This window comes from Treponema saccharophilum DSM 2985 (genome assembly GCF_000255555.1).
Taxonomy (GTDB): domain Bacteria; phylum Spirochaetota; class Spirochaetia; order Treponematales; family Treponemataceae; genus Treponema_D; species Treponema_D saccharophilum.
Window position 1 is genome coordinate 1 of record NZ_AGRW01000040.1, and the last position, 26,293, is coordinate 26,293.

The following is a 26,293-nucleotide window of genomic DNA, read 5'->3' on the forward strand; positions in this document are numbered from 1 at the left end:
CAATTCACGCACCCGTGAGGGTGCGACGACGAACAGTTTTTCTGTGCGTCAGCCCCTCTTTGTTTCAATTCACGCACCCGTGAGGGTGCGACTGAATGAATATGGTTAGTAGAAGAAATCAGTTTGGTTTCAATTCACGCACCCGTGAGGGTGCGACAAGCCGGGCGGGGGGTAAAAAATGGTTAGTAAAAGGTTTCAATTCACGCACCCGTGAGGGTGCGACCTCGGTCGTGGGATAACTTGACGGCTTTCTATACGGTTTCAATTCACGCACCCGTGAGGGTGCGACGTCGCTGTAGTCCCTCTTTTTAAACCAAACAGGTTTCAATTCACGCACCCGTGAGGGTGCGACTCGTCGCCCTTATCGCGGTCAATGCGTTTTTTCAGTTTCAATTCACGCACCCGTGAGGGTGCGACCGCGCCGAAAGGGCGCTTTCCGCTGACGGCAAGTTTCAATTCACGCACCCGTGAGGGTGCGACCTTGACAACAAAAAAATTTTTTCACCCGTCAAAATGTTTCAATTCACGCACCCGTGAGGGTGCGACCTGTTTCGCGTTCTCGCTTCTCGCGTCCAAAACGGTTTCAATTCACGCACCCGTGAGGGTGCGACTTCAGCGGTTCCGGCGTCCCACCCCCGAGAATTGTTTCAATTCACGCACCCGTGAGGGTGCGACGTCACGCTTCCCGCTCATCTTACCGTCTCGTCAAGTTTCAATTCACGCACCCGTGAGGGTGCGACATCCACCCGTATAATTTTCGGGAACGGTAAAAGAGTTTCAATTCACGCACCCGTGAGGGTGCGACGTGCCCTCTACGTTCGCGTCCCCGAGGGGCTTGAGTTTCAATTCACGCACCCGTGAGGGTGCGACCTTATCGTGCAGATGACCGTGTTCACGGACTCGATGTTTCAATTCACGCACCCGTGAGGGTGCGACAATCCGAATCGGCAGCGCGTTCGCTTTCTGCGTGTTTCAATTCACGCACCCGTGAGGGTGCGACGCAAAGGGGCTTGTAAACGACGTCAAGTCGGGCGCGTTTCAATTCACGCACCCGTGAGGGTGCGACGGCATATAGTTTACAGCATTGCTGGGAAAGGGAAAAGAACACGGATTTTGCGAACCCCTGTTTTTTTACAAAAAAACAAAGGAAAAACCGCAGAAACAAGACATCCCAAAACATGTTCACTGTAGGTTCGCAAGTTTCAATTCATATCTCTTTAAAAAAAAGAGACATCAGCATTTACAGACGAGCAAAAATTCAGAGAATCAGGACATCGTCTTGAAGATTCATAGACTTCTTCTGACCGACATGCTCCACTTTACGTTGCCAGTTCGCTCCGAGCGAGTAGAAGCGGAGACTGTCGTAATCGGGATTAATCTCGCTCAGCAGTTTCGACTTCAACTCGACCCACTGAGAAGGCTCAACAAGGCACTCGAAAACAGAATACTGCACGCGCTGCCCGTAGTTTTCAAGGATTTTAGCAACATGTCGAAGCCGCTTCTCACCTTTTTCGTCACGGGCGACATCGTAGCTCACAAGCATCATCATAAAACGCCTCCTATTTCCAGATGAACACCGGATATCCGTCTATGTCTCCGCGAATGAACCTCGCCAACAGCCGAGCCTGTGTTTGGAACAAAATCGCCAAATACATTTTCTTATCAACATACGGATGGGTCAGGACTGTCTTCTTTTTCTCCTGATAAGCCCCTATGAGAGTCTTTCTGGCGGAATCATCCATCAAAACGGCTCCGCTTGCGCTTTTTTCGAACTGCTTCGCCGTAATCTCCCCGCGATTAATCAGCGAGAGAACGAGCCTGTCCGCAAAAGAAGCCCTGAATTCTTCCATCAAGTCAAGCGCGAGGCTCAGCCTTCCAGGACGGTCCCTGTGAAGGAAACCGACGGCGGGATCCAGCCCGACAACTTCGCACGCGCTTACCATGTCATGGTAAAGAAGAGTGTACACATACGAAAGCATCGCATTCACATTGTCGAGCGGAGGCCTGCGGTTCCGCCCTTCAAATCTGAAACAGTCTTTCTGCGCCGTAATCAATTCGTCGAAAACAGAAAAATACGTTTCAGCGGAGTCCCCCTCGATTCCCCGGATTCTCTCCAAATCGGTCTCGTTCTCCACCTTCCGAATGTTTCCGGACAGGACGTCGATTGCATTCTGAACCCGCTCCAAATCGATTTTGTCTCTGTGGTCGCGGACAGCTCGCTTCAAGACCGTGCATTGATTCGAAATTTTTCCAATGATGAAGAATCTGGCGACAAAAGCCGATTTAGATTCGTCATCCGAAACACGATACTGTGCTTTCCTTAGTAGCACATTGCCGGCCACAGGCCCCTGCACGCGGGCGAGGAATTTCCCCTGCTCGTCCAAAAAACTTATCGTTATGTTGTGCTCAGGAGCCGAACCAAGCAGGAACGGACTGACATAAATATTCCCGAAGCACACAATGCTGTCGAGATTTATCATGGGAACGGAAGCCTTCACCTCGTCGTCCACAATCACCTCGACGGCTTCGCCTTTTTTATGAAGATACGTCTTCTGAGTCGTTATGTACAATGTGTTCAAAAATCGCTGCATTGCGCCTCCTCAAAAATCGGCGGAGCCGATTTCCTTCCCTAGCTGCCGCTTCATGTACCCCGATACGGATTTGCCCTTGCCGGCAGATTCGGGAAAGCAGCATTCTGTCAAAGAACAGCTTCCGCATCTTTTCGTATAGACAGCCTCCGGCGTAACGCCAGACTCGACAAGCTCGTGGAATTTTTTCGCAAGCGAAATAGTCTCCTCTCGAAGCTCTTCCGTAATCGGAACTGAAATCCGCTTCCGCTTCTTGAAATAGAAGAGCGCCCCCTCGTCGATTCTGCATTTGAGCATTTCCTCAAGGCAGAGAACCTGCGCACAAAGTTGAACTTCATCGCAGGAATCTTCCTTAGGCTCGCCGTGCTTGTACTCAACAGGAACGATTTTCCCGTCCTTGTAGAATTCCACAGCATCGGTGCATCCCGTGATTCCGAGGACGCTGGAGGCAATTTTCAAGTCCCTCTCAATCCGCACTACCCGCCTGGATTCGCCGATGCCACTGTGCACTTTCTCGTGCAGGACGTGGCCTTCGGCGGTGAAGAAATTTTCAGACCAAACCTGCTCTGTGTGGATAAGAGCGCACTGGCGTGGGCAAAACTTTAGATGCTGCAAACCGCTCAGAAGCAGGTAGTCGGATTCTGCGTACATCAAAGCGCCACAACAGTCTTTATTTCCGACAACGGATTTCCGTCAAGTGAAATCGTGTAATCAGAAAAATCGCGGGCAGGCACGTTTCCTGTATGCTCGCACTTCACGCGGTTGAACAACTCGTCAGCAGGTTTTGTGCCAAGTGCAGTTTGATGCTCAAAAATTACAAGCCGTCTGGTCGTCATGAGTCCACGGGCTGCCGAGTGGTCAAGCTCAAACATCTGCGTCAGTGCATCCCAAAGCACATCCAAATCTTCCGTTGAAAAGCCAGTGCTTGAAGCGAAATGAGGAGAGACGAAACCGTATGCCTTGTACAATCCGTATGGAATCGTGTATTTGCGTCCCATTGTTCGATTGTCGCCACCTTGTTTTTCCGATTCTTCTTCCGATGTAACAGCCATTCGTGTGATGCTATGCTCCAAAGCAACAACAGGCTCAACAGAACGGGCAAACGTCAGTTGCACTGGACCACGAACCTGACCAGCGTTTGCTCCCGTTGAAAGAACTGCTCCAAATGTGCGAATGTCAAAGAATTTTTTGCACATTCCAGCTCGGCCTTTTTCAACGTCGGCACCTTTTGCCTTGTTCTTTGAATCAGCATTTATTCCCAATTCTTTATATATGTCATCAATCTCTTTGTTTAGCACAGCTTTTTCTTTGACAAAAATGTCATAGCCGGCTTCTGCGCCTTTTGAAATCTGCACATAATTGCGGATTTTCCGCTTGAGGCACACATCTGTGACAATGCCGTTTCCAGTTTCCGCATCAATACGAGGAAGGTTACCAGCATCCGGGTCACCGTTTGGATTTCCGTCCTTAACGTCGAAATACAACACAAAGTCGTAGCGTTTTTCAAGTTTTGCCATATTATTTTTCTCCTTCTGAGTTTTCAGATTTACTTTGCTTATCAAAGAAGCTCTGCTTCTCGTGATAATAGCCAATTGCAAAATATGACTGCTCATTCAAATCCAAGTGAGCCGGAAATGAATCTATCGCATTCATAATCTCACCTATTTCTTTATCGCGATTTATCTGAAGACCACGATTTTTGGACTTTAGTTTGCTCATGTGATTGCGATTCAAGCGCATCAACTGAGTAAAAACCGTTACAGGATTTGTAGACGCCGCTCCATAGAACCTGTCCGTAATTGTTGAGTTCAATTCGGTATCAGCGCTCTCCTGCTGAACTTTTTCAAAAGCCGCAAACAGTCGTCCTAAAAGATATCCCTTGTTTGTGTTATTTCTGTCCAATGCCACAGAAACCTCCTTTATATTTTTCTGCCGATTCAAGCGAGTTATGTACGCCTTCAAAATTGCCGCACGTTCGCGCGTTACACTCTGTTCAGCTCTGATTCTGCGAATACATTGCTGCTGCAAGGTCGCTGGATATGGCAATTTTTTCAAAATAGACTGCATGACAGAACCGATAAGATTCGGAGCAACATTTTCCATCTTATGTTCTAATGCCGTCGAAGAAAGAATCTGATAGAGATTTAAATACTCTTTTTCGTCAAAAGCTGGCTTTATAATTTCAAAATCATCAAAATGCTGCTTTATTCTCTTTGCAAACGTTTCAACTTTACCAGTTTCCCAAAATCGTACTGAAATACGTCCTGAATTCGGAGAAAGACAAAGAACATAAAAGTTAGAATCTATTGATTCAAGTTTGCCTGTCTGAACTGCAGCAAAAAGATTTTTTACTTCTCTTACATTTCTGTCAGGGGCATCAAAATCAGTTGTAAAGAATGCAGAAAATGATGACTCAAAAGTCTCAGCATCTCTCTTTTCTGCCCAGAAAACGATTGTGTCTTCACCAAGCAAAAATTTGTTGTCTTTGGAATGAATTAAATAATTCAATGCTTTTGTATAGCCTGCCTCCGCTTTTATGGAAACAGGAGCGTTATAAGATTGCTTTTTTCCATAAGATAGGAACGAATCTTTGTTGAAACCAACCAAAGGAGCTGTTGCTTGAGAGTTTCTTATGCTTGTCGCCGAATGAAGTCTGGCTATTACAGACTCTTCTCCTGTTATCAAGCAAACTCCTTTTACAATTTCAGAATTCTCATCATCGCTTTCACTTTTTGCAGCAGTTATTTTTCTTTGATATTTCCTTATGCTTTCAAGTTGAGGAATAATTGACATCTCTCCGTTTAGAACAAAGGAAATGTTTCCTGTTGTTTTTTGACATTCTTCCCACTTTTCGCAAGCAGAAATTTTATCAAATCCATTTTGTCTGTTGCTTCTGTAAAAAGCAATTACAGCTTTGATTTCTTTTTCGTTTAAAATTTCATTGGGTAGACCTTCAATTTCTTTTACAAAAAGCTCATTACAAATCAAAGCCTTTTCATTAGCTTTCTTTTGTTTAGCTTCGTAGTTTTGCTCAGTTTCTTTTATTTGCTTTGGAATTCCCAGAACGTATTCAGCATTATCCAACAAAAGAGAAGCTTTTGGGGAACTAGTTCGAGCAACACGCATTGGAACTTTTGAATATACATGCCCCTTCTTGTCTTCAATGGTAGAAACCAAATCTACAAGAGAGCCGTCTTCACGGATTTTTATGAGATATTTGATTTCTACATCTTCAAAACCGTCTTCAGGAAGTTCGTCACCTTTTCTTTGCGCATAATCATAAAGAGCTTGTAAAATCATCGATAAACCTCCTTGCTGTTCCAATCGGGCACATTCACAACGCCGTTTTCCAGTTTTGCACGGAAGAAACACGCTTTGATATCGTCGGGACCGATTTTTTCGGGATTTTTTATGCCGGAATAGTCCATGTCGTAGAGCATGAAGCCCAAATCGCGCGTTTCAGGAATCGGTACTGCAGGCTCTCTTTCAGTATCAACAAGCTTAAAAAAACAACTGAATTCCCGACATCCCAAATACGGCTGGAAAACGCACTGACCTTTTTTAGCACGGCGTTCAAACATGCTGTTGTATTTTTCAGGATTTTCGTTTTCATGAACATTTTCCTCAACAGAACTGAACAAATCCAATTCCTGGGATTTCTTTTGGCTATCCGATTTCCGCTTTGACACCGGAATGTATGCCAATTCTGCATAAATGCGATACCGTACATCTTTTAGAAAAAGTCCAGCGCGCTGCTGCCTGTACTTAGGGCTCCCCCTAGAATCTATTTCATCCACACAAAAACCTTCAGAATTTTCCGAAGCAACAACTCCGACTTCGTTTCTTCTAAGGTTAATCCATTTGATGGGGTTCAAGACCTCGATACTCTTTATCTTCCATTCAAAAGCAGGCTTCCAAAAAATCGCTTCAAAAATTGCACGTGCGGCAGAAGGTGTCATAACGTCATAACTCACGCGCTCTACCTTCATTTCAGGTCTTGTAAAACAAGCATAATCACCCCACACTTCAAGGCAAAAAGTCTTGTCGAAAAACTCTTTCATTTACTTTTTCTCCTCAGAACTGCTGATAGTATAACTCTCATCACCTGAAAAATCAAAAACGAGTTCCGCAAACCGGTTGCGTATTATTATGTCTTGAGAAATTCGTTTCAGCATTATGTTTTTATTCCATCTGGATTCCAAAGCACGTTCGGATAAAAAAACAGAAAGCTTACAGCAACCAAAAAGCCGTAGCTAGAAAACTAAAATATATAAGTTTCAAATGATTTTACAGAATCTGCAACCAAGCCAAGACCTGCTTGATATAAATTTGCATCATCTAAGGACTGCATAAATACACCGTCTATTGGTTCAAGAACCCGTCCTTCTTTCACAAGCTCTTTTATCTCTTTTAATGGCAAATTAACTGAATAACGATTAAGCTTTCTGAAAAGACTCTTGTCAATTTCACAAACTTCTAATGCTGTTAACAGATTGATGTTGTCTTTGCCAGTTCTTGAAGAACAATACCGCACATAGACAGTAGCCTGATAAGCATTATCAATCAAATGATAATTATCAGACAATGTTCTGAACTGTAGACAACCGTCACGGTTTTTACGGATATTTGCTTTATATGCCTGCATACGAATTTCAAACTCGCATTTATCAAAATCATTCAAAGATTTATAGTATTTGGTAAAGTACTCTTTATACAAATCTGGTGTAAGAGAAAGTGTATAGTCATGCAATTCTAAAAGTTCTTTTGTAACTTCAGCACCTTTACGAAGAAGTCCTGCTGGAACATTTGTCGGCGGATTAAACAAATAAACCGTGCCACATTCCATTTTTCCCTCACGGTTACACCTTCCTGCTGATTGCGCCACAGAATCCAAACCAGCAATAGCTCTAAACACAACAGGAAAATCTATATCCACTCCACATTCAACAAGCTGAGTGCTTATGACACGACAAGTTTTTCCGTCTCTCAATCTTTCTTTTATCTCAGCTATCACATCGCTTCTTTCCTCCGCGCACATCAATGCAGAGAGATGAATTGTTCCCGCCGGCATAAGCCTATGAAGTTCTCGACAGTCTTTTCTAGTCTGAACAATGCAAAGCACTTGCTCAAACTCACAAAGTTTATCAGCAACAGTCTGCCAATCCGTCATTTTTTCTTTTGCGTACTCCGTGTTTATTTCAACACGCTTTAATTGCTCCGCCAATGTTGCAGGATTATCGATAATAGGAGTTATCGAATCGGCCGGAACGCCATCAAAAGAGGCGACATCAGAACCTATTTTTCCTTCAAGAGCTGGTTGTGTCGCTGTGCAAAAAACGACAGTAACGCCAAAACATTTCACAAGGCCGCGCAGAACAGAGAGAATTGACTTTAAATATTCAGGCGGCAACATTTGAGCCTCGTCGAGGATTATCACAGAATCGACAAGATTGTGCAGTTTTCTGCATGACGACGAATGTGCATTGAACAGAGACTCGAAAAGCTGAACGTTTGTCGTCACGATAATCGGAGCGTCCCAATTTTCAGTAGCCAATTTTTGTTTTGCAAGGATACCATTCTCATCATCTTTGTCAAAATCAAAATTGCAATGGTGCTCAAGCACATTTTCTTCGCCAAAAAGGCATTTGCCGGACTTTTTGAACTCTTCAATCTCATCATCATTATCTGTTCCGTATTTGTACACTTTTGCTGTCTGTTCAATAATGCTCGTGTAGGGAATAGCCATGATTATCCTCTTTTTTTGATGCGCAAGAGCGTGCTCAAGAGCGAACGCCATAGAAGACAGCGTTTTTCCTCCACCGGTCGGAACGTTGAGCGAAAAAAAGCCGGGCTCAAGTTTTCCTTTTTCTCTGCATGATTCCAAAATTGAAGAACGGATTTCGTTTATCTTGGAGGGACGAGCACTTTTTGTCTTTTCCGCCATGAAAACATCAAACCGCTGCTTCAACTCTTCAAGACTTGCATAATTTCCACGAAGTCCAGACTGTTCAGATTGCATGAACTGCTCGGTGTCAAGAAAATCAGCATCCACAAGACAGGAATACAACATTCGTATCCACAAATGAAAATGCTCAAGCAACTCCTGCGGATTGTCTTTTTTCAAATCGTTTTTTCCGAATGGCATTGACTTTGGCAAAAAAGATTCAACATTTTCTTTCAATTTTGAATTTGAAAGTAATTTCTCCAAATATGAAATATCCGATTTTTCAAGAATAGATTTCAAACTGTTGCCGCTTCCTTCATGCCAATCAGGAAGCCCTGCGTGATGACCTGCAATCAAATACGGAATTACTTTTGAAAAGAAATCTCTTGAATCCATCTTCGAATAGGCAAACTGCGCACCAGCTTCACTATGATTCACCGATGTAGACTTTTCACCGCGAATGTATTTCTGCCAGTCAGAATCGGCCTTTCCCAAATCGTGCAGCATACCTGCAAAATATGCCCAATCTGCATTGCAAAAGCTTTCTGCAAAAAAAGAGGAACGCTCGGCAACGTTCTTCAAATGTTCCGAAAGAGTTTGCTCAAGCCCCTCTTCAGTTTTGTGCGCTATCAAATCCATAAAAAATCCTCCAAATCAAACGAAAACTTAAGGCATACACCTTCATTCAATTTTAAGATGATTTCTCATTTTTGCAAAAAATCCCCCTCCTAAAAGTGAACTTTACTTGTCCAGTTTCAGGAGGGGGTGTTCGGCAAGGCGTCACGTCAGACGGTGAAAAGGTCTATCTGCGAGCCGATTTTCTTTATGGCTTTTTTCACATGCTCCGAAATATCAGTGAGCATCGAGCCTGTCTCGTTGATTTTACGCGCGCCGACCGCCATTTCGTCCATGCTCGTGTTCATGGCGCTCGTCGAATCGCGGAGATTCTCCATTTCGGCGACAATCGATTTGCTCTTCCCGAACATCTCCCGCGATGATTTCCGGACTTCCACCGTGCTGTCGTTCATGTTCCGGAGGGCGTCGGTTATCTGCTTCGAGCCTTCGTTCTGCTCGTCCATCGCAGCTTTTATCTGGAGCATCAGCTGATCGGTTTCCTTGATTTTCGCCGACACGGACGAAAGCGCGCTGCTCGACTCGTTCGACGAGGCGACGACATCGGCAATCGAATTCCGTATGTTGGAAAGCTGCTCGCCTATCGTTTTCGACTGGACGGACGACGTTTCCGACAGTTTCCGAATCTCGTCCGCGACGACGGCGAATCCCTTTCCCGCCTCGCCCGCATGGGCAGCCTCGATTGCGGCATTCATGGCGAGGAGGTTCGTCTGCTCCGCGATTGACGATATCGCAGTGTTCGCATCCTGAAGCATCTGCGACTGCCCCTCAATCTGCACAATCCGCTCGTTGACGTCCTGCTGCTTCCTGAACCCTATTTCGGCGTGCTGCTGCAGCTCCTCGAACGAATCGCTCATCTTGTCCACGGATTTGTTGACGGACGTTATGTTCCCTATCATCTGCTCGACGGCGGCGGAAGCCTGCGTCACGCCGGAACTCTGCCCCTCGATGAGGTGGTCGAGCACGGAAATGGAATCCGATATTCCGGTGACGTTTTCGCTTGAGCTTTCCACGCTTTCGTTCTGCAGGCGAATCTGCTTGTGGACACTTTCGATGTTCGCGATTATTTCCGTAATCGCGCTCGAAGTATCCTGAGTGCTGTCCGACAACGCCTCGCCGCTTGAGGAAAGCTCCGACTTCGAATTCTTGACCTCCCTTACTATTTCCTGCAGCTTGTCCATGAAAAGGTCGAAATAAATCACGAGGTCGCCGATTTCATCCCGCACGTAGAGGTTGCAGCGCTTGGTGAGGTCAGCCTCGCCGGTCGAAAGGTCTTTGAGGAAGTTCGAGACGTTGCCGATTCGCTTCATCAGCCATTTGATGAAGCGCCAGCCGATGAACATGAGGATAATGAATATGGACAGCGCAATCGGGATGACGATTTTCAGCGATGAGAGCGCAATGTTCTCGACGAGGTGCAGGTCCTTCGCGATGAATATCATGCCGGAAACGTGACCGCTGTCGTCCTTCAGCGGCGTGTAGACCGAATAGTATCTTTTTCCGGCGACAGAAACCTCACCCAAAAACTGCTCGCCGTTCACGAGGACGGTCTTCTCGACGACGGGATTGTCCACAAGAGTGCCTATCACGCCCTCAAGCGTGGACTGGACGCGCTTTGGTCCGATGAACAGGGTGCATTCCACGCCGTGACCTTTCTTCATAAGCGTTATGAAATCATCGGTCGTAAGGTCGTAGACGGAGACGACCGCGCCGATAACCTTTCCGCCGTCGATTACCGGAACCGAATAGACCGCTCCGTACGGCGCGGTTCCGAACGGCTCATAGCTCAAGAACTGCTTTCCGCGGAGCGCGTTCTGAATGGATACCGACGACATGACGTTCGTTCCGTCGGGAATGTTGCTTCCGCCGCCCGCAGCGACAACGCCGTTCTCATCGACGACTGCCATAATCTCGTAGTCAAGCTCGTTCGAGTAAACCGACATGAGGCTGGAAAGCTTTTCCGAGTCGTTTTCTGCAAGAGCATCCTTCAAATCAGGATTGCAGGCGGCGAGGACGGAATATCCCTTGAGCGTGACAATCCAGTCGGTTAGAACGCGGAGCGCACCCTGCGACGTGTTCTCAAGCCCCGATTCCGTCGAATCTATTACCCGTTTTTCGAAAATACCAAGCGTTACGGAGACGACTCCGATTGTCGCGATTCCAACGGACAAGCCGATGATAAATAGAAATTTTGAGACAATCGAAAAATCGCGCTTTGCGGTCTTGTCAAATCTGTCAAGGCTTTTCACTTTTCTGCTCAAAACTGACCTCCAATAATAAAGTGATTCTGTTGCATCTCCAGAAGTCGCATGAAAAGACAATCCGCACTGTTCCGACGTTCTCTTGTCCCGAACCAAAAAAACGTCGGCATCAGATGTAACCTTTTCATGTTTCCTCATTAAAATAATATCATGACAATATCAAAAAAACCAATGCAACAATTTTCAATATAGATTCAAGAACGCGCCGCTTCCCGTTTGCCACGAGACGCCTGCCCGAAGAATCATGGCAAACGCCGTCCGGACAATGTATAATCGCATTATGAGGAATTTCTTAACGAAACTGTTCACGTACAAGTCAAGCATTTTTTTCATAAAATCGATGATACCGAGCCAACGGAAGGCTTTGTTCCTGACGCAGATCGGGGCGGGAATCGTCTGCTTCTTTCTTCTGTTCATGCACAGGATGTTCATGCCGAGGGATTTCCACATATTCATCCCGTCTTTCAGCAGCTTTACGCTTCACGACTACATCGATTTCCTCATAATCTCGGTTTTCGCGACGGTTTTCGGGAGTTTTCCCGCGACGGTCCTGATGCTCCTCTGCTTCATCCTCCAGTCGGCGATAATGGGAGCGTTCGCGTTCGCGGAATTCGGTTTTCTCCTCTGCATATTCATGGCAGGCCTTCCCGTGCGCTTCAGATGGTATATGAGCATTCCGAAAACGGCGATGACCGCGATTCTCACATCATTCGTGCTCGGCTCGTGCTGGAGCGCGCTTTTCGACGCGATAGTGCAGCACGGCACGACGATTCCGGATTTCATCGCGGATTTCGTGAACGCGCTTCCGATGTGCCTGATGCTTGCGTTCCTGTCGAGGGCGTTCTTCACGCGGGCGCCCGATTCCGTGAAGCTGAGGACGCTGAACGGGATAAAATACACGGACGACTACGCCGATTTCTGCAGGACGCAGCTTGAAAGCCCCACGCACCTGAGCACGAAGCTCACAGCCGCAATCGTAATCGAGGCGCTGTTCATAATAACGATAAGCATTCTTTTCATATCATCGATGAAACCGAAGCCGGAAGTCTCCTTCTTCCTCATGCCGATGCACGAGAAGCCGGAGCGTCTGTCATACGTGCTCAAGCTTGTGATGCTCATGCTCAACGCGACTATTCCGTTCACGATGCTGGTGAACCTTTTCGTCCAGCTCAAAATCGCCTACCCGCTCCAGCTCATGTCAACGGCGATGCGCGACTTCACGAGCGACGTCACCCAGGAGCAGCAGCTTTCCGTCCTCGACATACGGCTCCTGCGCATCGACACGCACGACGAAATAGAGGAGCTCCACAAATCGCTCGTCGCGACGACGAAGCGCCTGTCGACATTCATCGGAAAGCTCCAGCAGGAAAAGAAGCTTGAGGAGGACCTGAAGGTCGCGAAGGAGGCGAACAAGGCGAAATCCCGCTTCCTGTCGAACATGAGCCACGAAATACGGACGCCGATAAACGCGATTCTCGGTATGGACGAGATGATTCTGCGCGAAAGCGGGGAGGAGCAGATAATCCGCTACGCCGCGGACATAAAGAACGCGGGCGCCGCCCTCCTCGGCATCGTGAACGACATCCTCGACTTCTCAAAAATCGAGGCGGGCAAGATGGAGATTATCCCGGCGGGCTACGAGCTCAGCTCCATGGTCAACGACCTCGTGAACATGGTCTCCAAGCGCGCGGAGGACAAGGGGCTTTCGTTCAAGGTCGACGTGGACAGGAACACGCCAAATTTCCTCTACGGCGACGACGTGAGAATCCGCCAGTGCATACTCAACATACTGACGAACGCCTTCAAATACACGAACGAGGGCGGCGTGACGATGAGCATCGGGTTCGAGAAGACAGGAACGGAGCACATCATGCTTTCGGTGAGGGTGGACGACACCGGAATCGGCATAAAGAAGGAGGAAATCGCGCGCCTGTTCACGGCATTCGAGCGGCTCGACGAGAAGCGGAACAGGACGACGGAAGGAACGGGGCTGGGGATGAACATCGTCCAGCGGCTTCTGTCGCTGATGGGCGCGAAGCTCGAGGTGAGAAGCGAGTACGGCAAAGGCTCGTCGTTCTCGTTCAGCATACGGCAGAAAGTCCTCCAGTGGAGCGGGGTCGGCGATTTTTCGGACAAGCTCAGGGAATCTCTGGCGAAGGCACGCTCGTACAAGGAATCGTTCCACGCGCCCGACGCGGAGATTCTCGTCGTCGACGACACCCGGCTCAACCTCACCGTGATGAAGGGGCTCCTGAAGCAGACGATGATTCGAATCGACACCGCGGAAAGCGGGCACGAGACGCTGTCGCTCGTCAAGAAAAAACGGTACGACGTCATTTTCATCGACCACAGGATGCCGGGTATGGACGGAATCGAGACGCTGTCCGAAATGAAAAAGCTTGAGGGGAACATGAACGAAGGCGTTCCGTGCATCGCCCTCACCGCGAACGCGATTTCCGGAGCGAGGGACATGTACATCGAGGCGGGGTTCGACGACTATCTCTCAAAACCCGTCGATTACGAGAAGCTCGAGAAAATGCTCCTCGACTACATTCCGGGCGAAAAAATCACCCGCGCGGAGAAAATCAACGGCGGCGGGACGGAGGGAATCCCCGACATGGAAGGAATCGACATCGCGGAGGGAATCCGGAACTGCGGGAACTGCGCGATTCTTCTGGACGCGATGAGGGAATTCCGCGCGTCGATAACGGAGAAGGCGGCCGCGATTGAGTCGTGCGTCAAAAAACGCGACTGGAAAGAATTCACGATACTCGTCCACTCGCTCAAAAGCACCGCGCGCCTTATCGGGGCGTCAGCGCTTTCCGACGACGCGAAATTCCTCGAGCAATGCGGCGACGAGAAAAAATCAGCGGAAATAGAGGCGCGAACGCCCGCGCTCCTCGCCGAATACAGGAAACTTTCCGAATCGCTCGCGCCCATATCCGCGTCGGGCCCGGAAAAAACGGAAACGGAAATCAGCGAGGAGGAATTCGACGAGGCGGCGCGCGGCATACGGGAATTTGCAGAGGCATTCGACCTCGACAGCGTAGGATTCGCGGCCGGAATGCTTTCCGAAAGCGGAATACCCGAAAGCCGCCGCGAATTCTTCGAAAAGCTGAAATCCGCGTGCGCCTCGCTCGACCGCGCCAGGATATTGAATCTGTTTGAAAAAAATAGCCGTCAATAGACCTGTTCGATAACTTCGTCATCGCTTAGGACGACGGGTTCAAAACGTGCAGATAGCATGTTTTTGAACATCGCATTTTAAGGTAGCCTGTTCTGTAACAGATGTTTCCGACCAGGTTTAATTTATAATTCAGTGTTGCCGGGAATCGAATTTTCCGGCAGGCACATTTTGGAGAACGTATGGACAAACGTGTTTTATTTGTGAGCGAGAAGCAGACATTCCTCATCAAAACGATGGTGAAATCGCTGAACGAAGCCGGTTATGAGGTTGTCATAGCCGAACCCGACGTGGTCGAGATTGACCTCATCAAAAACCTTCCGGACATTTATCTTGTGTATTTGGAGGGCGACGCCAAGCTGTTCTCCGATACGCTCAAATACCTGAAGGGAAAAATCGCGGAGGGAGAGACATCGCGCCTGCTGTACCTCATCGGAAACGAGAACGAAATCGGCACGGCGCTCGAGTCGGTCTCGCGGACGTTCATCGCGACGAGCTTCGTGCGCCCGGTCAACATGAAGGAGATTATCAACGCGCTCGACGACGTTGTGCTCCACGGGTTCAGCAGGAAAAAGCGGATTCTCGTCGTCGATGACGATCCGCTCCTCCTCCGGACGATGAAGAACTGGCTGAGCGCCGATTACGACGTCTACATGGCGAATTCCGGCATGAACGCGATTTCGTTCCTCGCGCAGAACAACGTCGATTTGATTCTGCTCGACTACGAGATGCCCGTCGCGTCCGGCCTCCAGGTTTTCGAGATGATACGGAGCGAGAAGGCGACGGCACACATCCCCGTCATTTTCCTGACGGCGAAGGACGACAAGGAGACCGTCATGAAGGTTCTCTCGGCGAAACCTGAGAAATACCTGCTCAAGACGATGGCGCCTGAGGCGCTCGTAAAAAGCGTCCACGACTTCTTCTCCGGAAACTGACCTAAGCCGTTCCGAAAAAAAAAGCGCGCTCCAAAAAACCGTTTCCGTCTTTTGGAGCGCGCTTCAAAGACGGGATTTTCTTCAATTCTGGCTCGCTGACAAAAGCAGACTCAATACTGCCTGCGCCAACGGTGCATTTTCCATCTGAATGACGAAATGCTTATCATTGAACTGAAACCCGATTCCGTCATCGTAGCCTGTCAATGCTGTTATGTCCGAAAGTTTTTTGTTGAATGCTCCTTTCATACCAGAAAACACAACCCGCTGGCTTGTTATCGAGAAAGTTCCCGGTGTTTTTATGGCGATATTATCACGAACCGACTGCGAATAAGCACTCCCGGCACTGACTCGTATTCCGAAGATTCTAGTCGAACGCCCTCCTCCGCTAGTCCGTCTTCCGACAACTACATTTTTTATTTCCACATAGTTTGCATTTTCTGAGAAATGACACACTTCCGAACCTTGCAAGATAAGACCAAGAGGCTGAACAACGGGAAGCTCGGAAACATCGTCAAATGTGATGAGCTCCTGTTTTGGTGTATAAGTAGTTTCAACAGGCAAAATCGGCTTGTTGCGAATTGCGGCAATAAAATATCGTATTACATCGATGAACCAACCAATGTAAAAACAACCGGCAGTGAAAATATAGAGAACACCTAAGCCAATTTTCTTTTCGCGGAATTTCTGGACTCCAAAGAAGCCCAAGAACAAAGCGACGAAAAATTCAAACCAGACTTTGTATCGGAATTTTTTCCATAAGCACAGAACAACAATGAGCCCGACTATCCAAAGAAAAAATATGGTTGATACCATTTTTCCAATAGTGTCATCTGTTGCGGTTGCCTCATATTTCGTTTCGGAAGATTCGGAATCGTTTGTCTTAATAGAATCTTTATAATCAATTTTCTCAATACTACCGTTCATTCCGTCGAGCATAATTGTAAAATCATGCCTGGCTGACGGACTCTTCCAATATGTTGCTATGTAATGCTCTGCATAAAAATTGTGTTCACTGGCAGAAAGATTGTCTATTTTTGAGTAAAGCTTTGCGGCTTTTTCATCGTCGAAGACTAGAATATATATTTGATAAGTGTTTTTGTTCTGTTCTTCCAGCTCGTTCCCAAGAAGAAGAAGTTTCTCTCTTGTTCTGTTTTCTTTTGAAACAGCAACTGTACGATAGTTTCCTTGAGTGACAACTACATTGTATGGCACGAAATCTTTTTTGTTCTGTGAAAACAACTCTGCAGAAATTAAAAGCAAAAGAGAAAAAATTCCAAAGAACTGTTTTCTCATAAAATCCTCCAACAGTTTTTTTTCGAGATTCAATGCGACAATGTTCCAATTCTTTCTCAAAAAAGAACTTCTGTCGCATATTGACTCAAGAGTAACATAAGTTACAAAAATGGAGAAGTATGCGACAGAAGTTTTTATTCTATCATTCAATATGTCGTTTTGGAAAAAAGTCTGCTGCGAATTGGAATTTCAAAATCTTTCCCGAAAGGAACTTGCCTATAAAATTGATGTTCCCGTCACCACAACAAACCGAGCAGCTGAGCGCAGCCGAAAACATTCATAAAAAGAGAAACCGGTCATTTCGACAAGCTCAATGGCCGGTTTCCGCATGGCAATAGTTTCTAAAGCATACTTTTCAAAGCGCTTCCTGATTTTTTCGCTGCTTTTGAAAACGCGCTAATCGAGAAGCCCCTGCGCCTTCAGCTCGTTCACGTTGAGCGCCCTGACGTTCACCGTCCTTCCGTTCGCGCTTGACGGGACCTTTATCTTTCCCTCGCGGACGAGCCCGTAGACTTTCTCCGCCTCAGGAGCCGGCGTGAATCCGGTTATCTTCCAGTTTCCGTCGCATTCGGGCGAAAGCGGGCTGTGCGACGCGACGTAATCGCTTATCATGTCGCGGACTGCGAGCGACGTGTCGCGGTATTCAGGACTGTCGCCGAACATTCCCGCCGACTTGAGGTTCCCGAAGCGGTAGTTGTTGAGCGCGAGGATGAGCGTCTCGTCGTCGGAAAGCGGCTTTCCCCGGAACATGACGTTCTGAATCCTGCTTCCGGCGGGCTTCGAGATGTCGATTTCGTAATCGACGCCGGCAAACATGTCGTACAGGTAGAGGCGCATGTCCTCGTTGAACGACACGGTCACGTCTCCTTCCTTCGCGGTGTTGAAGAAATCGCCCGCCTGCTTTTCCATCACGGCCTTGAGCTGCTTTCCCGTCACGCGCACGGCAAAAAGCGTGTTGTCGAATTTGTAGATTTTCACGCCGTCGCGCTTGTGGAAGTCGCCCTTCTCAAGGTTCGAGTACGACTCGAAGAGGGCAGCCATCGAGACGTCGGCTTTTTTCCCGCCGAGCGTCGCGTTGTCCATCTGCACCTTGTTTATGAGATCCATCATCGCGGTGTCCTGAACGGCGGCTGTCGGGATTCCCTCAAGGCCGTTCCACCACAAAGACGGGAGGAAATCTTCCTTTATTTGACCGACGACCTTTCCGGCAATCTGAAGGCTCTTCTCGTGGATCGCCTTGTTGAGCGCGAGAATCTCGGCATCGGCCTCGACGTTCGCCTTCGAAACGGGAAGAAGCTCGCCTTTCTTCGACACGACCTCCCATTTTCCGCTTTCGTTGTCAAGTTCCATCGTGACCTTCGCGACATACGCGCCCTTCGCGCCCGGCTCCATTATCACGGCTCCGTTCGACGCGGTCTGGTTCACGGTGTCGTGCGCGTGCCCGATAAAGAAAACGGGAATCCTGTCGCCGAATTTCTCCGCGACGTCGCCCATTCCGTGCTCGCCGAATTCACCCTTCAGCCCGTAATGCGCCACGACGACGAGGACATCCGCCTTTCCCTCAATCTCAGAAAGGACCGTCCCCACCTCTTCAATCGGCGATGTGAATTTCATCTTGTTGTAGTGCTCGGGCGCGCTCGCCTCCCAAATCGGGACGTGCGGCGCGGTGATTCCGATGACGCCGACGCGGACGCCCTTGACGTTCGAAATGGTCCAGCCTTTCACGAAGCGTTTCGAATTCTTCTTGTAGATGTTCGCGGCGAGGACGGGCGCCTTGAACTGCTTGATTTCCTTCTGCAGCGTCTTGAATTCGAAGTTGAATTCGTGGTTTCCGAGGATGTTCGCGTCGTAGCCGAGCGCGTTCATCGCGTTAATCATCGGGTTTTTCTTCTCGAAGCGAAATTCCTGGATAAGGTTGTCCTGAAGGCAGTCGCCCGCGTCGAACAGAAGCAGGTCGGGGTCTTTCGCCCGCTCGGCCTTGACGACGGTCGCGACTTTCGCAAGCCCGTTGTCCGTCTCCTTGTCAGTCGCGTAATCGTACGGCGAAATCGCGCCGTGGATGTCGCTCGTCTCAAGCATCGTAATCGAGACTTTCTCCGCAAACGCCTGCGACGCGAAAAGCGCCAGCGCCGCGGGAAACGCCACCGCGAACTTAAGAACGTTCTTTCTCATAAAAAACTCCTTGAAATAAATTCCCGCCTAGTATATTCGAGTTCGCAAAATGGGTGAATTCCCCTGGCGGCACGCTTTCCGCATTCTCAACGCCTTGCACTGAATTCAGGCGCGGATGCTTGGGAAAACGGTGAAAAATGGAGGAAGATGACTTGGAATTTCTTCGTGAACTTGCAGCGGACGCAAGGAAAAAGTTGCAGGCTGGACTTTTTAATGCCGACTAGCGTTGCGTTTCGGGCGGATGCTGCTTTTTTTGCGCGCTCAAATCTTGCCGACGGCGTTCCCGATGTCCGCGAGCCGTATATCAGCGTCAAAAACGTATTCCCCTGCCCCGGCTCCCCCGCCCGCAAAATATGGCTACAGGACGCGGCAGAAACTTTCCAAAACGCATATCAATTGATACTATATTGAAAAAAATAACAAACCAATTCAATAAGGAATTCTGGATTTGTTACAAAAGGTATGCCGTGCTGAACATGATTCAGCATTGCTGCTCGGAATGGTACCGGAAAACACGAGCCGGCCGACATGCGAGCAGGGCAAAAAAATCGGCATCCTTTTCATAACACAACTGGAATGCTATCGTCGGGCTTTTCCGATGATTCTGGACGGTGGGAAATGAACGAAGGCTCTGACAAGAAATCGAAGTCGGTGAAAAGAAGGAAACTCTCCCTAAATCAAAAACCCGCAGAGGAGGAATCCCGCGACAAAAATCCGCCGACGGAAAGCGCATCGCCCGAAAAAAAGGAGGCGGAGCCGGACATCGTGAGGCAGGCATCGATGAGCGTCCCCGTCGATTTTTTTATGGAAGAAAGCAGCCGCACCGGCACGGCATCCGACATCGAGATGGCAAAGCGCGCCATCGAGCAGGAAAAGCGCGAGCTCAAGGAGCGGCGGCGCGCGCAGCTGAGAGAGGAGAAGGCACGCAAACGCGAGGAGTCAAAAGCAGCCCGCGTCAAGCACCCGATTGGCGCGAAGCTCATCCTCATCACCTCGCTTCTCGTCATAGTCGCGCTCGGCGGAGTGACGCTTCTCGTCTCGTATTTCATAACGAACGATGTCCGCATGAGCGCCGAGGAGAACAATTTTGCGATAAACGAGCGGACAGCATCGGACTGCGAGAACAGGATTCTCAACGCGACGAGCTCCGCGGAGCTTTTCCTCGACCTCATCTCGACCGCTGACGGCGACGAATACCGGCTCGGCAGCATCGAGGCGATGTTCTTCGAGCGCAACAAATCGCTCGCCGCCGTTTTCGTTCCGGAGCGCAACAAGGTTTTCTCGAACAGGACGTTCCTCATCTCGCACGAAATAGAGAAAACGGCGGTGGAATCGTTCTTCGCGCAGGAAAGCGACTCCGTGGAGAAGGCGGGGCGCGGCGCGTTCGAGCTCATAAACGCGACTCCGTTCTTCGGCGTTCCGATGATTGCGATTGCGTGCAGGCTCAAATCCGGGGAAGACAACCCCGTAACGTGCATCCTGACGAGCGCGGAGGAAATCACCGAGACGTTCTCGAACGGGCACATAAACCAGTCGTGCTTCGTGAATTCGGCAGGCGAGATTCTCGTCCACGGAGACGCTGACATGGCGCGGCGCGGCGAGGAGATTTCGGGGAATCCCGTCGTCAGGAAAATGTCGGAAAGCCTGATGAACAACGGGCAGATGACGTTCCGCGACGAAAACGGCGAGGAATACATCGCGGCGTTCAAGCGGATGTCGTTCGGGAACGGCGGCGTGATAACGACGGTGAAGATGTCCGTCGTCCTTGAGGGGATAAACGGAACGACGCGGCGCAATTTCTACATAATGCTCGGCGTCCTGTCGATTGCGATAACGATTATCTATTTTTTCTCGCGCTCCCTCAGCGTGCCGCTCAAGGCGCTCACCGCCGTCGTCAACGAGATAAACCGGGGCAATTTCAACACGGAGCTTTTCAACTCCCTGAAGACGAACGGCAAGGACGAAATCGGGGTCCTCGTAAAAAGCACGAAGAACGAGCGGGAAATCCTCGACTTGTTCTCGCGGCTTACGAACAAGGGCGTGACGAGCGCCGTTATAACGAAGCAGATAGACTTCGAGCCGCACCTCAAGGACGTCACGATATTCTTCTCCGACATCCGCGGGTTCACGGCGATATCGGACGGGTTCAAGAAACGGTTCGGGGAGAAGAGCGCGGCGGAGATAATCGGATTCCTCAACGATTACATGGGGCGCATGGTGACGTGCATAAAGAACACGGGCGGCGTCGTGGACAAATTCGAGGGCGACGCGATAATGGCGTGCTGGGGAGTCCTCCGCAACGAGGCCGACGACATCGAAAGCGGGCTTCCGCGCGGGAAAATCTCCGTCACCGCGCTGATGAACAGGGAAATGCACAAAATGCACGTCCGGGAGGATGCCCTCAGCGCGATAACGAGCTGCATCGCGATGCGCTACTCGCTCAGGAAATACAACAAGGACGCGCGGCTATTCACGGAGGCGCACAAGAACGAGCCGCTCGCGCAGTACAAGCCCGAAATACGCATCGGCGCGGGCCTGAACTCGGGGCGCGTGACGGTCGGCTTCATGGGGTCGTTCGACAAAATGGAATTCACCTCCATCGGGGACGCCGTGAACCTCGCGAGCAGGACGGAGGCGTCGAACAAGCCGTGCGGGACGGACATCCTCATCACGGAGGACACGCTCGCGCTCCTCGGCGACTACATCAGGAGCGAGGCGAACGGATTCGAGATTGCGGACGAATGCAAGAAGGACGAGATAATCGTCGAGCAGATTCCCGTCGAATTCGAAGTCAAAGGAAAGGGAAAGCAGCATTTCTACGGCGTCGTCAACATGCCGAATTTCGACGTCACGGATTTTTTCAGGCGCGGGGACCCGTCGTTCGAGGCGGACGCGGACTGCATGAACGTTGTCGGGAAGGACGGGCCGAAAAACCTGCATGAGCTGCGGGTGCTGCTCGGAATTCCAGAGCCGGAATTTGAGAAGGTGAACCTCGATGCGGAAGAGAACAAGATTCAGCCGTCGGCACAGTGATGCCCTCCGCGCCCGCGATTTTGCGGTAATACTGTTCGGTCTTCTCTCATCCGCCTTCTTCGGCTTTCTTTTCTGGAAGGATTTGAATTCGGCGACGACGCGGAACGACAAGATTGTCGTCGCACACCTTCAGTCGAAGCAGCGGATTGTCCAGCGCAAATTCAACGACAGGGTCGTCTGGGAGCGGATTCCGCAGAATTCGGCGCTTTACGACGAGGACACCATCAGGACGTCGTCAGGAGCGCAGGCGATGATATCGCTCGACGACGACGAGGGAACGAAACTCGAGATGCGCGGAAATTCGATGATACAAATCACCTACAGCGAGGAAGGCGGCGCGCAAATCATAGTCTCGAACGGAAGCATCCAGGTCGATTCCCCCGAAGGCTCCAAGCCCGTTTCCGTGAAATTCTCCGACGGCTCCGTCGTCGAGGTTGACGGCGGAACGCAGGTTTCCGTGAGCAGCGGCGAGAACATGAAACCGGGAATCGAAGTCATCGAAGGAAACGTCCGCGTGAAATCGGGCGAAAAAATGGCGGTGCTCTCGTCGGGGCAGTCGGCTTCGATAACGGACAAGGACGGAAGCCCTTCAATCAGCAGAAAAGCGCTCACCGTCATCTCGCCGCCCAAGGAGATGACGCTGCTTTTGTTTGACGGAACGCAAAGCATCGTCGATTTTTCATGGAATGCGTTCGGCGCCGAGCATGACGTCGTAATCCAGACATCTCCGTCGCGCGATTTCAGGACGGTGGATTACGAGCGGGTTGTCCGAAGCGGCGACGGCAGGCACGTTTCGGTCGAGGTCGGGCCGGGGGCAACGTACTGGCGCGTCTTTTCCGACGACGGAAGCGAAACCCCGGACTATTCGGCGGGGCGGATTGTTTCCGAGAGAATCGCGCCCGCAGAGCTTTTCTCTCCGACAGACGGATGCGCATTTCCGGAGCGGACACAGCCGCCCCGCGTCGATTTCAGATGGCAGGGGAACCGTCTCGCGGCGCATTACCGGCTCGTCATATCGACATCGCCCGACCTTTCGGAAATCGTCCACAGCAGCGAGCACAACGACGCGTTCGCCTCGGTCTCATCGCTCGGGGAGGGAACGTACTACTGGAACGTCGAGCCGTATTATCCGGCAAACGGAACGGGATTCGCGGGCGCAAGCGAAATCCGCTCGTTCCGCATCGAAAAAGAAAGCGAAACACGGCCGCCCGAACTTTCATCCCCCGCAGACGGCGCGGAAATCGCGTGGAAGGAAAGCAGGACCGTCCCGCTCATCTGGAAATCGGACATAAAGGACGCGGAATACAACGTCATCGTCGCGAGAAAACGCAATTTCTCGGACGCGCGATTCGCGGCGACGACAAAATCGAAGCGAGCCGAGTTCAGCGCAGACGAGGACGGAACGTACTGGTGGAAAGTCGTGCGCCATTCAGGCGACCCGTCAGTGAGCGATTCAAAGCCGGAATCGGAGCCGCGCTCGTTCACGATACGGAAATTCGTCCCGGAAAAAACGAAGCTCCTCTCCCCCGCCGACGGCTACTCGTTCGAAAACGTATCCGCGAACGATTTCCTGTGGAAGTCATCCGCGGAGGACATCAAAAACGGCGCGGTGATGCGCATCTCGGACGCCGCCGGAAACAAATCCGGCGAATGCGGCGCGGGAAAAAACCTGCCGGACGATTTCTCGCTCGCGAAAGGCTCGTACACGTGGGGAATTTTTTCCGCGGACGGAAAGGAAATCACGAAGCCGCGCTCGTTCAGCGTCATGGGTTTGCTTTCGGCCCCGGCGATTCTGATTCCACAAGACGGAAGCGAGCTTGTCGTCGAAAAAGACCGGGCGGTGGCAATCGAATGGAAGCCCGTAAAAGGCGCGGACTCGTATTCCGTAAAACTGTCCGGCGCGGGAATAAAGCGCGAATTCGAGATAAAGGAGGACGGCTCGGGCACGATGCGCGCCGATGTCAACCTTCCAGAGGGAATTTTCACCGCGGAAATACGGGCGAACTCGAAATCGTCTGAATCGGCGCAGGCACGGCGCAGCAGTTTCTCGGCTGTATCGTTCTCCGCCAGGCGTCCCGACGAAATCTCCGCGCTCTCGCCGGCGCAGGGCGAGAAAATCGGCGGGCTTGCCGCGCTCAGGAAACCGACGGAATTCCGCTGGGAGACGGGGCGCGACTCGTCAAAAACGTTCACGTTCACGCTCGACAGGAAAACGGGCGGCGGGGACAGCGAGAAGGTGGAGACAATCCGCACGTCAAAGAAATCGCTCTCGCTCAAGCGCATGAAATCGGGGACATACGAATGGAAAGTCACCGGAAAAACGGCTTCCGGCATCGCGCTCGAATCAAAAAGCTCTGTCTTCACGGTACTTCCGGTGCCAGACCTTCCGACGCCGGTGGCTGTCACGCCGAAAAACGGCACTGTTTTCGACGGCGCGTATTTCAGGGAGAACAGGCGCATCGAATTCAGGTGGAAGGCAGTCAGCGGCGCGACATCGTACACATTCACGCTCAGGCGGAAATCGGGAAAGACCATTCTGAGCAGGACGCTCAGCTCGACGAGAATCGAGATAAGCGACCTGTCGCTTTTCGACGTCGGCTCGTTCGAATATTCCGTCACGGCGCGGCAAGTCGCGTCAGACGGGTTTGTGGAACGAAAAAGCAAGGCGCTTGAGGCTGAATTCACAATAAAATTCGACCTTCCGAAGCAGGTGGAGACAAAAACTCCGGGGAAAATGTATGGTGAATAAAAAACTGCTCCCGGCCGCGCTTCTTGCCGCACTGGCTCTGGCGCAGCCGCACGCCCAGAAAAAAAACACGCCGCAGAAAATCGAATGGGTCGGCGACGAGAACGCGCTCAAATACGAGGTCGAGCTCCGCTCCGATTCCGACGCATTGTTCGAGCCAATCGAAACGGAGACGACAGAGCCGTATCTCGCGCTGTCCCTTCCCGTCGGCTCGTACAGATACCGCGTGACCGTCTACGATTTTCTCGGGCGAAAAGCCGACGTTTCCAGCTGGACATCGTTCGTCGTGGAGAGAAGGGTCAAACCGGAAATCGTCGCGGCAAACGATTCGGTCGCGGCGGCGGACGGCTCCGTCGAGATTCCGATTGAGGTTTCCGACGTCGAGGAAAACAGCGTCGTCGAGATGATAAACCCCGCGACGAACGAGACAATCAGGGGAAACCTAGTCATACGGGGCGTCCGCGCACAGTTCGACGAGCTTCCGCCAGGCGAATGGAAAATCCGCGTGACGAATCCGGGCGGGGAAAGCGTCGAGACGCCGGAAAGCATACGCGTTTCGAGCAAAGCAGAGGACGACGCAAAAAAGAAAGCCGAAGAAGAAGAGCGGCTCAGGAAGGAGCGGGCGGAGAAGGAAAAGGAAGAGGAAATCGCCCGGCTCAAGGACATGTTCGAGAAGGAGCGGGCGGAGAACGAGCGCCTCCAGAAGGAGCTTCTTGCGGCGGCCGATTCCACAAAAACGGAAAAAGAACGTCTCTCGCTCGAACGGGAGCGCCTCAAGAACGAACGGTTCGACAAGGAGAAGGCAGACAGGGACGAGCGCGAGCGGCTTGAGCGGGAGAGAAAAGAAAACGAGAAAGCGGAGAAGGCGGAGCTGAAGCGCCAGGAAAAGGAGAGGCTCGAGCGCGAGAAGGCGGAAAAAGAGGAGCGCAAGCGGCTCGAGAAAGAAGCGAAGCGCAAATACAAGGAGGAGCACCCCTACAAGCCGAAGGAAATCACCGTCCTCGCAGGTCTCGGCTTTGCGGCGGCATCATACGACGGGACAGTTTCGGAAACGGCGGGAAACGGCGCGCTTTCGTTCGACGCGCGGGTGTCGTACATCCCGATAAAGGCGGGCAATTTCAGGTTCGGAGCGGAGGCAGGCGCGTGGAGAAGCGCGTTCGAAAAGGAAGAGCGGTTCCTCACCGCGCGCCTCGCATTCACCGAAATCGACGCGAAGGCGCTAGCGCAGATGAATGTTTTCAAGAACGGGTACGTGTCCGCGAAGGCGGGATTCGGGCTTTTAATGACGGGAAAGGAAATCGAGTACACGAGCCACGACGAGGGTGTCGGGCAACCCGCCTCGGAAACGTTTCTCGACGCATCTTTCTGCGCGGGCGTGTCGCTTTTCTGGATTCCGATGACGCACCTTGCCGTCGAGGCGGGGCTCGACTTCACGCACGCGGCAATCAGCTCGATGCCGACGGGATTCATTCTGCCGTACATCAGGCTGGGGCTGAGGATTTAA

General features: G+C 50.7%; 15 protein-coding genes and 1 CRISPR repeat array. Of the genes, 5 read left to right on the forward strand and 10 right to left on the reverse strand.

The genetic code is table 11. The features are described 5' to 3' along the window. Positions 1–61 precede the first annotated feature (61 nt). Positions 62–1,066: direct repeats of the CRISPR family, unit length 31 nt; unit sequence GTTTCAATTCACGCACCCGTGAGGGTGCGAC. 192 nt (positions 1,067–1,258) lie between these two features. The 8 genes from cas2 to TRESADRAFT_RS16200 all read right to left on the reverse strand — a co-directional run bounded on the left by cas2 (position 1,259) and on the right by TRESADRAFT_RS16200 (position 11,426). Then, positions 1,259–1,549, reverse strand: a complete 291-nt coding sequence (cas2, locus tag TRESADRAFT_RS04120; RefSeq protein ID WP_002703141.1) for a CRISPR-associated endonuclease Cas2 — start codon at positions 1,547–1,549, stop codon at positions 1,259–1,261. A 10-nt stretch (positions 1,550–1,559) separates the two neighbouring features. Then, on the reverse strand, positions 1,560–2,591 hold the full coding sequence (cas1c, locus tag TRESADRAFT_RS04125; RefSeq protein ID WP_002703142.1) for a type I-C CRISPR-associated endonuclease Cas1c: 1,032 nt from the start codon (positions 2,589–2,591) through the stop codon (positions 1,560–1,562). 9 nt (positions 2,592–2,600) lie between these two features. Beyond that, positions 2,601–3,239, reverse strand: a complete 639-nt coding sequence (gene cas4, locus TRESADRAFT_RS04130) for a CRISPR-associated protein Cas4 (RefSeq protein WP_002703144.1) — start codon at positions 3,237–3,239, stop codon at positions 2,601–2,603. Next, entirely contained in the window at positions 3,239–4,105 is an 867-nt protein-coding gene (gene cas7c / locus TRESADRAFT_RS04135; protein WP_002703147.1) for a type I-C CRISPR-associated protein Cas7/Csd2, read from the reverse strand. The genes cas4 and cas7c overlap by 1 nt, the downstream gene beginning before the upstream one ends. 1 nt (position 4,106) lies before the next feature. Next, entirely contained in the window at positions 4,107–5,888 is a 1,782-nt protein-coding gene (gene cas8c, locus TRESADRAFT_RS04140; RefSeq protein ID WP_002703148.1) for a type I-C CRISPR-associated protein Cas8c/Csd1, read from the reverse strand. Next, positions 5,885–6,649, reverse strand: a complete 765-nt coding sequence (gene cas5c / locus TRESADRAFT_RS04145) for a type I-C CRISPR-associated protein Cas5c (protein WP_002703149.1) — start codon at positions 6,647–6,649, stop codon at positions 5,885–5,887. Before cas5c ends, cas8c begins: the two co-directional genes overlap by 4 nt. A gap of 200 nt (positions 6,650–6,849) precedes the next feature. After that, positions 6,850–9,171, reverse strand: coding sequence for a CRISPR-associated endonuclease Cas3'' (locus TRESADRAFT_RS04150; protein ID WP_002703150.1), 2,322 nt, complete (start codon positions 9,169–9,171; stop codon positions 6,850–6,852). A 146-nt stretch (positions 9,172–9,317) separates the two neighbouring features. Beyond that, positions 9,318–11,426 (reverse strand): methyl-accepting chemotaxis protein, encoded by a 2,109-nt coding sequence (locus TRESADRAFT_RS16200; protein WP_002703151.1) that lies wholly within the window; start codon positions 11,424–11,426, stop codon positions 9,318–9,320. A gap of 280 nt (positions 11,427–11,706) precedes the next feature. Here TRESADRAFT_RS16200 and TRESADRAFT_RS04160 point away from each other — a divergent pair, with 280 nt between their 5' ends. After that, the gene (locus TRESADRAFT_RS04160) at positions 11,707–14,613 is read left to right on the forward strand and encodes a response regulator (protein ID WP_002703153.1); all 2,907 of its coding nucleotides are present in this window, start codon (positions 11,707–11,709) and stop codon (positions 14,611–14,613) included. Positions 14,614–14,792: 179 nt separating this feature from the next. Further along, the gene (locus tag TRESADRAFT_RS04165) at positions 14,793–15,545 is read left to right on the forward strand and encodes a response regulator (protein WP_002703155.1); all 753 of its coding nucleotides are present in this window, start codon (positions 14,793–14,795) and stop codon (positions 15,543–15,545) included. An 81-nt stretch (positions 15,546–15,626) separates the two neighbouring features. Here the strand turns inward: TRESADRAFT_RS04165 and TRESADRAFT_RS16470 are convergent, their stop codons facing one another. After that, positions 15,627–16,838 (reverse strand): TM2 domain-containing protein, encoded by a 1,212-nt coding sequence (locus TRESADRAFT_RS16470; protein ID WP_002703157.1) that lies wholly within the window; start codon positions 16,836–16,838, stop codon positions 15,627–15,629. Positions 16,839–17,234: 396 nt separating this feature from the next. Beyond that, positions 17,235–19,010 carry a bifunctional metallophosphatase/5'-nucleotidase gene (locus tag TRESADRAFT_RS04175; protein WP_002703159.1) on the reverse strand — a complete coding sequence of 592 codons (1,776 nt, stop codon included), beginning with the start codon at positions 19,008–19,010 and terminating at the stop codon, positions 17,235–17,237. Between the two features lie 618 nt (positions 19,011–19,628). Here TRESADRAFT_RS04175 and TRESADRAFT_RS04185 point away from each other — a divergent pair. The 3 genes from TRESADRAFT_RS04185 to TRESADRAFT_RS04195 are packed head-to-tail and all read left to right on the forward strand — an operon-like array spanning position 19,629 to position 26,293. Next, positions 19,629–22,043 (forward strand): adenylate/guanylate cyclase domain-containing protein, encoded by a 2,415-nt coding sequence (locus TRESADRAFT_RS04185; protein WP_002703160.1) that lies wholly within the window; start codon positions 19,629–19,631, stop codon positions 22,041–22,043. Then, positions 22,006–24,792 carry a FecR family protein gene (locus tag TRESADRAFT_RS04190; RefSeq protein WP_002703162.1) on the forward strand — a complete coding sequence of 929 codons (2,787 nt, stop codon included), beginning with the start codon at positions 22,006–22,008 and terminating at the stop codon, positions 24,790–24,792. Before TRESADRAFT_RS04185 ends, TRESADRAFT_RS04190 begins: the two co-directional genes overlap by 38 nt. After that, positions 24,782–26,293 (forward strand): hypothetical protein, encoded by a 1,512-nt coding sequence (locus TRESADRAFT_RS04195; protein WP_002703164.1) that lies wholly within the window; start codon positions 24,782–24,784, stop codon positions 26,291–26,293. The genes TRESADRAFT_RS04190 and TRESADRAFT_RS04195 overlap by 11 nt, the downstream gene beginning before the upstream one ends.